This is a genomic window from Kineosporia babensis (genome assembly GCF_021129305.1).
Taxonomy (GTDB): Bacteria; Actinomycetota; Actinomycetes; order Actinomycetales; family Kineosporiaceae; genus Kineosporia; species Kineosporia babensis.
This window is the reverse complement of sequence record NZ_JAJOMB010000002.1, coordinates 437,984-448,001: the sequence shown is the minus strand read 5'-3', so window position 1 is coordinate 448,001 and position 10,018 is coordinate 437,984. Positions and strand designations below refer to the sequence as shown.

General features: G+C 69.9%; 8 protein-coding genes. All 8 read right to left on the bottom strand.

Features of this window, described 5'->3' with window-relative positions; translation table 11 throughout:
* Positions 1-102 precede the first annotated feature (102 nt).
* Positions 103-459, bottom strand: coding sequence for a hypothetical protein (locus LR394_RS05325; RefSeq protein ID WP_231439233.1), 357 nt, complete (start codon positions 457-459; stop codon positions 103-105).
* Positions 456-899, bottom strand: coding sequence for a YbaB/EbfC family nucleoid-associated protein (locus LR394_RS05320; protein ID WP_231439232.1), 444 nt, complete (start codon positions 897-899; stop codon positions 456-458). The genes LR394_RS05325 and LR394_RS05320 overlap by 4 nt, the downstream gene beginning before the upstream one ends.
* A gap of 34 nt (positions 900-933) precedes the next feature.
* Entirely contained in the window at positions 934-3,996 is a 3,063-nt protein-coding gene (locus LR394_RS41265; RefSeq protein WP_269328659.1) for an autotransporter outer membrane beta-barrel domain-containing protein, read from the bottom strand.
* Positions 3,997-4,068: 72 nt separating this feature from the next.
* Positions 4,069-7,845: a hypothetical protein gene (locus LR394_RS05310; protein ID WP_231439231.1), complete on the bottom strand. Its 3,777-nt coding sequence runs from the start codon at positions 7,843-7,845 to the stop codon at positions 4,069-4,071.
* Between the two features lie 90 nt (positions 7,846-7,935).
* Positions 7,936-8,334, bottom strand: a complete 399-nt coding sequence (locus LR394_RS05305) for a hypothetical protein (RefSeq protein WP_231439230.1) — start codon at positions 8,332-8,334, stop codon at positions 7,936-7,938.
* An 80-nt stretch (positions 8,335-8,414) separates the two neighbouring features.
* The gene (locus tag LR394_RS05300; RefSeq protein WP_231439229.1) at positions 8,415-8,702 is read right to left on the bottom strand and encodes a hypothetical protein; all 288 of its coding nucleotides are present in this window, start codon (positions 8,700-8,702) and stop codon (positions 8,415-8,417) included.
* A 49-nt stretch (positions 8,703-8,751) separates the two neighbouring features.
* Positions 8,752-9,063, bottom strand: coding sequence for a WXG100 family type VII secretion target (locus LR394_RS05295; protein ID WP_231439228.1), 312 nt, complete (start codon positions 9,061-9,063; stop codon positions 8,752-8,754).
* Between the two features lie 130 nt (positions 9,064-9,193).
* On the bottom strand, positions 9,194-10,015 hold the full coding sequence (locus tag LR394_RS05290; RefSeq protein WP_231439227.1) for a WXG100 family type VII secretion target: 822 nt from the start codon (positions 10,013-10,015) through the stop codon (positions 9,194-9,196).
* Between the last annotated feature and the right edge of the window lie 3 nt (positions 10,016-10,018).

Below are 10,018 nucleotides of genomic sequence, written 5' to 3'. Positions count from 1 at the left end.
CCTGCACCCCCTTCCGGAGCCGTTACGTCGTCAACCCTCTACATGCGAAGAGAGCGGGCCTGGTCAGGCCCGCTCTCCCCGTGCTTGCCCTACGTCCTGCGGTTAGTGCCTTCCGACCGTTCCGCCACTGCCCGGGGCCATGAAGTCACCCGCTGTGGTGGCGTTCTCACCCGCGTTGTCGCGCACCGTCTTGGCGTTGTTCACACCCTCGGCGTGCGAGCCGATCGCCTCACTCAGGGCCTCGAGCACGCTCGTACCCACGGTGACCGCGTTCTCCACCACCTTCATGACGTTCTGCGACAGCTCGTCGGTGGCCGTCCCGCCGTCCAGCAGGTCGCCGTACCGGCCCATGTCGCTCTTCAGGTTCTGCGCGGTCTGGGCCTGCAGGTTCCGGGCCTGGACGAGCATCGGGATCTTGCGCGCCAGCGAGTCCGGGTCGTGCTCGATCCGCTCGGTCACGAGAAACCCTTTCGGCGTGGGATGTCGTCGAGCGCGGTGGCGGGCATGTACTGCCCGGCCGCATTCAGCAGGCTGTCCATCAGGTCGTCCATCGAAGCAGCAGGTTTCAGCAGGTCAAGCGGCATGGCACTGGTCGGTGAGATCTCACCGATGCTGGCCATCGCCGTCGAAATCGCTTTTTCCCTGGCCTCTTCGATGGTTGAAACCAGAAGCTTACCCAGCTCGGCCGGTGCAAGCGAGCGGTAGGCGTCCGATCGGAAGCTGATGTCACGGACCTCACCCCGGCCACCGACCGTCACCGTGAACATCTTGTTCTTCGGCATCGCCTTGTAGGTGGCCGCCTCGCCCCGGGCCCGGATGTCGTCGGCCAGCTGCCGCACCCGGTCCAGTTCGTCCTGCGCCTCGCGGAAATCGCTCGAGGCGTTCTCGTCGGGCTTCATCGGAAATCCTCCTGTCACCACGGATCGGGCCTGCTCAGCGGCCGGTTTCGGGACGCCGGGCGCGGCCCGGGACCTGACCGACGCTGGTGTCCACATCGTGCTCGGGACGCACCGGAACCTCTGGCACACTACCCGGGAGCTGGCCGGTCCGGCCGATCACCGCCGGAGCGCAGTCCGGATCGGCGCCCCAGACGTCGTCCACATCGATGACCTGAAGGTTGCGGTTGCGCTTACGTTCCTGGCCGTTGGCCCCACCGCCGGGCATCATCGGCATCATCGGGGGCATCCCGCCCGCGCGGCTGGTACCCGTGCTCTCGGATCCGATCGCACCGGTTCCCACTCCACCGCCGGTGCTGGCCAGCGCCGAGGGAACGCTCAGGGTGCCGGCGTGCTGGGCTCCGGCCATCGCTCCGCCGGGCTCGAAGGCCTTGACCGAGAATCCGGATCCGCTGCCCAGGTTGGTGGCCCCGGACTGGGAGATGTTGCCGATCGAGGTACCGCCCCCGCCGCCGGCTCCGAGCCCGCTGCCCGCTCCGACCTGCAGCGAGTCCACCTCGGTGGGGAACTGGCTGGCGGGCAGGTCGGCGCCGAGCCCGCCGGTGCCGGAGCCGAGGCCGTCGACCCCGAGTTCGTTGAGCTGGCTGGGGGTCAGCCCGATGTCGTCGAGCAGACCGCTCATCTGCAGATCCTGCAGCTGAGCGGGATTCAGGTCGCCCAGCACCTCCAGGCCGGAACCGCCCACCCCGAGCTCGTCCAGCTGCGCATCGCTCAGCGCGATCCCGTCCAGCAGGCCGGAGTCGGACAGGTCGCCCAGCTGCCCCATGCTGAGATCGCCGAGGTCCTGCGGGATGTCCGCACCGAGGTCGTTCGTCGTGGTCAGGTCCAGGGTGCTGGCCGAGAACAGCGAGCTGCCGTCCGAGCCGCCGTCACCGGCCACGGTCACGCCGTCCAGCAGACCGCCGTCCTGCAGCGTCAGCATCTGATCGAGGGTCAGGTCGCCGAGCGAGGAGCTCCAGTCCGCGCCGGCCCCGGAAGCACCCAGCAGCGTGCGCATCTGGTCGGTGATCGCGACGTCGTCCAGCGCCCCGCTGTCCAGCAGCTGGTCCAGCTGGGCCGGGCTCATCGTGCCGAGATCGCTGTCGGCGACCAGGAAGCCGTCGCCGCCCAGCGGGTTCGTACCGCCCAGCAGGCTGCTCGAGCCGGTGAAGCCACCACCGCCCCCGCCCACCTGCACCGTGCCGAACGTGCCGGTGCCGTCGGAGAAGTCGTCCTGGAGATCGGAGAACCCGCCGCCGACGCCCGCACCACCGTCGTCGTCCCGCGAAGCCGACTCTGCGGCGAAGCTGCCGCCCGGATCCGCGGAGCCGCCGGCCCCGATCGACAGGTTGTCGAGCAGCCCCGCGTCCTGCAGGGCGGCCAGCTGGTCCAGGCTCAGTTCGCCCAGGGTCACCGCCCCGTCGGCCGACAGGCCGGCGTCGCGCAGGACGTCCCGCATCGCGTCGGTGATCAGGAACTGGTCGAGATCACCGGCGTTCTGGGCCGCCTGCAGCTGGGCCAGGCTCATCCCGCCCACGCTGCCGCCAAGGCCGCCGACGCTGCCCCCGCCCACACCGTCGTCGGAGTTCGCAGCGTTCGCCGTGTTCGCCACGCCGAACGCACCGACCGGCGGAACAACGCCGCGCGCCTGCGCTCCCGCACCCTCGCCGCCTTGGCCGCCGTCACCGCCGGTGCCGGGACCGCCGTCGGTTCCGAGCAGGCCCCCGCCACCGCCGCCACCGGCCTGGAAGGTGTTCTCCGAACCGCCGGTGCTCACATTGGCGGTCTGGCCGGCGTTCGGATCGGCGGTACGCAGGTTGTTCTCGTTGCCGCCGGCTCCACCGGGACCACCGGGATCGTTCGTGAAGTTGTTGGTCTCGTTGCCCGGGCCACCACCGGTGTCACCCTCGGTCAGGAAGAGGTTCTGGGTTCCGGCCCCCGGACCGCCACCGCTGTTCGCACCCGGGCCGGCGTTGTCGCCCGGGACGTCGGTGCCGGGGCCAGGGCCTCCGATCGTGAGGTTGGAGTTCGCGCCCGGGTCGTTCGCGTTGATGTCGACCTCGCCGGGGGTGGGCTGGCCGCGCAGGGCCGCCGCGCCGTCGCCGAAGTCGGTCACCAGTTGCGGCGAGGCAACCATGGTGTCCGGGAAAGCCTGCGAGACCTCGGTGGCCCACTTCGCCCGGATCGCCGCGTCCAGCGCGCTCCAGCTGGCCCCGTTGAAAACGTCGAACGGGCCGCCGGCGGCGCCCAGTTCCGGGATGGTGATCATCACGTTCTGCGCCGGGGTGGTGCCCTCGGGCGCGGCCACCGACTCCACCCGGGCGCTGTTCATCAGCTTGATCACGAAGTTGATCGGGTTGAGCAGGGCGCCCTCGTAGCGGGTGCCGAGCTCGGTCAGTTCCCGGGTGACCTGGTCCCGGAAGATCCGGGCCCCGTGGTAGGAGTTCTCGAACCGCCGGTCCCAGGCCCGGGCCTTCTCCCGGGCCCCCTCGACCTTGGCCATCGCGTTGGTCACCCGCTGCACGAAGGTCTCGCTGGCCGAGCCCCGGAACGACTCCGCGTCCTGGTCCAGGTTCTCCAGGGTGCGGGCCATCTCGTCGATCTTCAGGCCCATGTACTCGGCCGCCTGGGCGAACCACTTACGAGTCTCGTCGATGCTCACCGGGTCGAGCACCTTGCCGTTGCCCATCAGGTTGGGCACCTGGGCGTGGAAGGCCTGCCAGGCGTCCCGGGTGAGCACCAGGTTGCCCGAGCCCGGGGTGCCGGTGTCCAGGTTGTCGATGCTCGGCGAGCCGGCCAGCTGGATCTCGATGTACTGGTTGCGCTCCTCGTCGACCCGGCGCCAGAAGGTGAGCTTCCCCGCCGTCTGGCCGGTGCTGTAGCCGACCGTGGGCTGCTCACCCTGACCGGTCACCACCAGCCAGGCGGCCGAGCCCGGCTGCCCGACCACGGCCGGGGTGACCGTTCGGTCGATCGACCCGGCACCCCCGGGCGCCCCGAGGGCGAAGCCGAGCACATTGTTGATGATGTCCTCGATCGTGCTGCCCGGATCGTAAGGCATGGCTTCTCATCGCTCCTGGTCCGGCTGGTCTTTCCAGCCACTCTGTCGAGAACTACCGGTACACAATCGAACTCAGCCCCGGCCGGGACGACGTTCGTAGTCGGGACGCGGGCCGGGCCGGGCCGGGGTGGGGAAGCCGGGAACCGACGGCTCCTCGGCCGCCTCCTGGCCGTCGTCGTCGGAGCGCCCGATCACCGCGGCCGGGGAGTCCGGGTCGGTACCCCAGACGTCCTCGTCCTCGGTGAGCCAGGTCTTGCGTTCCCGGTCCTTGCCGCCCTGGTTGCCGGCGTTGGGCATGCCACCCATCGGCGGCATCATCGGCATGCCACCCATGCCGGACATCGCCGAACGGGCGTCGGCCGCCTGGGCATCGGCCATCGAGGTGCCGAGCGAGCCGATGTTGCTCTGCCCGGCCATCTCCCCGACCGGCTTCAGCCCGGCAGACTCCAGGCCCACGCCGCCACCCATGGTGTTCGACATCGGCTGGCTGACGTTCTTCAGCGGGGTCGCGCTGCCCAGCTCGCCACCACCACCGCCGCCCAGGCTTCCGCCGCCCCCGATGTCCGTCGTGTCGATCGCGGTCGGGAACGCGCTGGAGGGAGTGTTCGAGCCGAGCGACTCCGGCAGCAGGCTGTCGCCGATCCCGCCGCCCAGACCACTGCCCAGGCCACCCAGACTGCCGCCGGTGGACCCCGGGGTGCTCGAGCCCAGGCCGGAACCGGTACCCAGCCCACTGCCGAGACCGCTGTCGTCCAGGCCCAGTTCGGCCATCTGGCCGGGGGTCAGGTCGAGATCGTCCAGCAGGCCGGCCCTTTGCAGGTCCTGCAGCTGGACCGGGGTCAGGTCGCCCAGCGACTCGATGCCCGAGGTGTCGGCGCCGAGCAGACCGTCGGCCTGCAGCTCGGCGAGCTGCTCGGGGGTGACCGGGATGTCGTCCAGCAGACCGGACTCGGCCAGCTGGCCGAGCTGGCCGCCGGTCAGGTCGCCGAGGTCGGTGGGCTGGGTGGTGGGCGAGGAACCGAGGTCCAGGCCGCCGCTGGTACCCAGCCCGGCCTCGTCCAGGATCGCCTGGTCCTCGGCGGACAGGTCCAGGTCGTCGAGCAGACCGGCGTCCTGCAGGGCACCCAGCTGCTCGGGGCTCAGGTCGCCCAGCGAGCCGCTGTCGAACGGGACACCGGCCGCCTCCAGAGCGTCGGTCATCTCCCCGGTGAGCGGGTATCCGTTGAGCGCGCCGGCTTCCTGCAGGGCACCCAGCTGATCGGCGGTGAGCTCACCGAGGTTGTTCGCGCCACCGGCGGGCATCCCCGCATCGGCCAGGATCTGCTGGCCCTCCGGGGTCAGCTCCAGATCGTCCAGCAGACCGGCGTCCTGCAGGGCACCCAGCTGTTCGGCGTTCAGGTCGCCGAGCGTGCCGGAGGCGGGCATCCCGGCCTCGGCCAGGGCGTCGCGCATGTCCCCGGTCAACGGCACGTCGTTCAGCGCCCCGGCCGAGGAGAGCGCACCCAGCTGCCCGGCCGAGAGGTCGCCGAGGTCGTTGGCCGCCGAACTGCCCAGCTGCCCGGCGTCCTGCAGGATCTGCTCGTCCTGCGGGGTGAGGGCCAGGTCGTCGAGCAGCCCGGCCTCCTGCAGGGCGTCCAGCTGCTGCGGGCTCAGATCGCCCAGGCTGCCGCCGGTGGCCGGCATCCCGGCCTCGGCCAGGGCATCGGTCATCGCCCCGGTGAGCGGGACGTCGTCGAGCGCCCCGGCTTCCTGCAGGGCGCCCAGCTGACCGGACGAAAGGTCGCCCAGGTCCTGCGGAGTCAGCATCCCGGCGTCGGAGAGGATCTGCTGGTCGTCGGCGCTCAGCGGGATGTCGTCGAGCAGGCCGGCGTCCGAGAGCGCGTCCAGCTGCTCATCGGTCAGCTCGCCCAGGTTGGAGATGTTGCCGCCGGCCGGGACCCCGGCCTCGGTCAGCGCCTGGCGCATCTCGTCGGTCAGCGGCTGGTCGTCCAGCGCCCCGGAGTCGCGCAGCTTGGCCAGCTGCGAGGGGCCCAGCTGGCCGAGCGAGGTGGGCACCGGTACCCCACCGAGCCCGTTCTCACCGCCCAGGCCGAGTCCGTCCTCACCGCCGAGACCGAGGCCGTCCTCACCGCCGAGCCCGAGGCCGCCGGCCGAGCCACCGGTCGGGAGCTCGGCCAGGTTCTCGGTGAGACCGGAGTCGTCCAGCCCCAGCCCGCCTCCGCCGACCCCACCGGTCGGGACCTCGGCCAGGCTCTGGGTGCCGTCCGGCCCCAGCCCGTTCCCGCCGACCCCACCGGTGGGATCTTCGGTGGCCCAGGAGGAATCGGCGGTCTCCGGGATGTCCGGCAGACCGTCGCCGTCCAGGTCCAGCCCGCCGCCCCCGATGCCGCCGGTGGGGATCTCCTCGTTGTCCGGGATCCCGTTGCCGTCCAGATCCAGGTTGCCGCCCCCGGCCCCGTTCGGGTCCAGGTTGAGGTTGCTGTTCCCGCCGAGGCCGTTCGGGTCCAGGTTGAGATTGCTGTTCCCGCCGAGGCCGTTCGGGTCCATGTTGAGGTTCGGGCCGCCGCCCCAGTCGAACGGCGGGATGTTCAGGTTCGGGCCGTTGCCCCAGTCGAACGGGGGGATGTTCAGGTTCGGGCCGCCGCCGAGCCCGGGGATGTTGAGGTTCGAGTTCGGCCCCACGTTCGGGTTGCCGATCTTCGGGTTCGGCTTCATGTCCGGCGGGATGATCACCGCCGAGGCGTTGTTGAAGTCCACCACCAGCTGCTTGCCCGCGGTGATCGTGTCGCCGAAGGCGTCCAGCACGGTCTTGGCCCACAGGCCGCGGATCTGGTCGTCGATGACGCCCCAGGACGGGATGTCGAAGACGTTGTACGGCCCCGGGTTCGGCAGGTTCGGGATGGTGATCATGATCGTGTACCAGTTGCCGACCTGGTCGGTGATCAGCCCACCGCCGGAGTCACCGTTGATCCCGCCCTGGGTCAGCCCGCCGCTGGCGTTGAGCTGCTCGTTCGGCTTGAGATCGACGGTGTGGGTGTTGCCGTAGCTGTCGGTGTAGGTGGTGTCCCGGGTCTGGTTGAAGGTGCTCTCCACGCCCGCGTTGTTCAGCGCCTTGATCACGAAGTTGTGCGGGTTGAAGATCGTGCCGTCGTACTTGGCGCGCAGGTTGTTCAGGTCGTTGATCAGCGCGTCCTGGAACAGCCGGGCGCCGTGGTAGGCGTTGGTGAAGGCGGTGTCCCACAGCCGCATCTTGGACTGCACGTCCTCGACCTTGACCATCGCGGTCTGCATCCGCTGCAGGAAGGTCTCGCTGGCCGAGCCCCGGAACGAGTCCTCGTCCCGGTTGAACTTGTCCACCTCGGCCTTCATCTCGGAGTGCTTGAGCTCGTAGTAGTCGGCCACCTTGCTCAGCAGCAACCGGGTGTCGGCGATGCTGTTCGGGTTCAGCCGGGAGTCGGCGCCGCTGCCCAGGTACCGGGGCACACCCGTGTAGAAACCGCCCCAGGCGTCGCGGATCGAGGCCAGGCTGCCCTGGAAGGCACCGGTGTCCTCGTGGCGGATGGTGGTGTCGCCCTCGCCGGTGCCGGCGATCTTGATGTCGATCCACTCCACGTGCGTGCCCGGGTGCTTACGCCAGAACCGCAGCGCGTCGTCGGTCGCCCCCGGCTTCCAGCCCGCGGTGAGCTTGTCCTGCTTCTTGGCGGTGAGCCAGCGCCCGCGCCCCGGCTGGCCGACCACCTCAGGAGTGACGTCGTTGTTGATGGAGCCGTCGAGCCCGCCGCCGAGTGCCCAGCCGAGCACCTGGAGCACGACGTCCTGAATCGTGCCGCCGACTTCGTAGCCTGCCATGGCTTCCCATCACTCCTGAGCCGTGCGGCCGGCCGGCGCGCATCCGCACCGGCCGGCCGTTCTATCGGTTTTTCGTTGCTGCGCTGCGGATCACGCCGCCGGCGTGGAGCTCCCGCCGGAGCCGAGCCCGCTGGAGGCCTGCTCGACGTAACCGCCGAACTCCGCCGCCGACGTCTCGTTCAGCGACTGCACTTCCTCCTGGTTGTCCAGGAAGCCCTGCAGACCGCTGTAGAGGTGCTGGGACTGCTCCTTGAACTGCGTCATCCGGGTCTTGAAGTTCTCCCGGACCGACTCGGCCGCGGCGAGCAGGTCCGCACCCGGGGTGAACTCGGTGCGGCCAACGCCCATCCGCAGTGGTGCCGAGAGATTACCCGTGACCCCGCCCCAGCCGAACGAGTGCAGCCGGGCGTACGCCTCGGCGTCGTAGTTCGTGAACTGGGTGATCCGGTCGTTGAGGTAAGCCTCGTTGATCGTGATCTTGTCGACCATCGGACCTTCCTTTCGCCTCGGGGGTGGACGCCGGTGCCCGGTACAGGGGTCCGCTCACCGGCGCCCACGCACCGCACCGATCACATGAACTGGGCCGCGCCCTGACGGTCGCCGTTCAGGATCTCGTTGTGGATGTTCTGCAGCGCCACGATGCCCTTGTTCATGGCCTGCTCCATCGCCTGGTGCCCGGCGTTCCACTCGCTCTGCGCGAGCGAGTAGTTGCCCGGGGCCTCACCCTCGTTGGCGTTCATGAACGCCTGGGCGGACGCCTGCAACTGGTCCAGCAGATCCCGCATCCGGGCGGTGACCTGCTGGAGTTCGGCCATCGTGTCCTGGCCGCCGGTGGGGCTGTAGCTGTAACCGCTCATGTTCTCTCCCTGATTGCTCGAAGTCTGGCCGTCGGGTGCGGGACCCAGGTCAGCCGGCGTTCGCCCAGCCGCCGGCGTAGCCCTGGTTGTTACTCTCGGTCGTGGTGGTGATCTGGCGGTACTTGCCCATCGACTCGTTGAGCAGGTTCAGGGCGTTCTGCACCCGGTTGAAGCCGGTCTGCCACTCCTGGATGCTGTTCTGGTACCGGGTGGCCGCGTCACCGCGGTAGGAGCCGGCCAGGTGCCCGGAGGCGCCGTCGACCTGGCTCTGGACCTGCTTGCACCCCGACTGCGCGTTGTCGAACGTGCTGAGCATCGTCGACGTGGTAGCCGGGTCGTATGTCCTCTGGCCGTTAGCCATCAGGAATTCCTCTCCTGGTCGGGTACTGCGCACCGGTGCACCGACTCTCGGCGGCACCGGCTCCTTCCCGGAAGGCACTGCCCGGGCAGCCTCCGGTGGTCTGTGGCCGTTCGGGGCCCGAACGGCGGTCTCACTGCGCGGTGCTCTCCTCGTCCGGCAGCCAGATCTGGGTCGGCTGCAACGGGGTGAACTCGCTCTGGTCGGGCAGTTCGCCCGCCTCCTGCGGCCGGAAGAAGATGCTCTGCGCCGGTTCCAGTGGCTGGCCCTCCACGACGTTCGCCGGGGTGGCCGGGATCGTCGGCTCCAGCTCCATGCCCTCAACCAGATGGCGTGGGGTGGCGGCCTGCACCGGCTCCAGAAGCGGTTGCTGCACGGTGTATCCGCGCTGCAGCAGCAGCGGCGAGCCCTCCTCGTAGCCCTGCGGCAGGCTCCGGCGGGTCGGCGTGAGCGTCTCCTCGTCGGGCAGTCTGCCCAGGTTCTGGCGAGTGGGCGTAACCGTCTCCGCGTCAGGCAGTTTGGGCAGACTCCGGCGGGTGGGGGCCAGCGGTTCCTCCGGCCGGACCGACTTCTTGAAGATCTGGGTCGGGGTTGCGGGGACAGCGTTCTCGTCCCGGACGTGGGCCGCGCTCACCGGCGGGGGCCCGCCCTGGCCGTACTGCCCCCAGCCGGTCGCGGTGGCCTGGTTGTTCTCCTCGGTGGCGGTGGCGATCCGGCGGTAGCCCTGCATCGACTCGCTGAGCAGGTTCAGCCCGTTGCGCACCCGGTGGAACCCGGTCAGCCACTCGGCCATGCTGTTCTGGTACCGGACCGCGGCCTCGCCCGTGTAGTGCACGGTCAGATTGCCGGTGATCTCGTCGGTGTTGGCCGCGATGCTCTGGCACATCGTCATGGTGGTGTCGAAGGCCTGCACCATGTTCTGCGTGGTGGCCGGGTCGTAACTTCTCTGCGTCAAGAC

Excerpts from the sequence above, each read along its gene's own strand:
- LR394_RS05310 (WP_231439231.1), bottom strand. The coding sequence starts at position 7,845 with ATGGCAGGCTACGAAGTCGGCGGCACGATTCAGGACGTCGTGCTCCAG.
- LR394_RS05305 (WP_231439230.1), bottom strand. The coding sequence starts at position 8,334 with ATGGTCGACAAGATCACGATCAACGAGGCTTACCTCAACGACCGGATC.
- LR394_RS05295 (WP_231439228.1), bottom strand. The coding sequence starts at position 9,063 with ATGGCTAACGGCCAGAGGACATACGACCCGGCTACCACGTCGACGATG.
- LR394_RS05320 (WP_231439232.1), bottom strand. The coding sequence starts at position 899 with ATGAAGCCCGACGAGAACGCCTCGAGCGATTTCCGCGAGGCGCAGGAC.
- LR394_RS41265 (WP_269328659.1), bottom strand. The coding sequence starts at position 3,996 with ATGCCTTACGATCCGGGCAGCACGATCGAGGACATCATCAACAATGTG.
- LR394_RS05300 (WP_231439229.1), bottom strand. The coding sequence starts at position 8,702 with ATGAGCGGTTACAGCTACAGCCCCACCGGCGGCCAGGACACGATGGCC.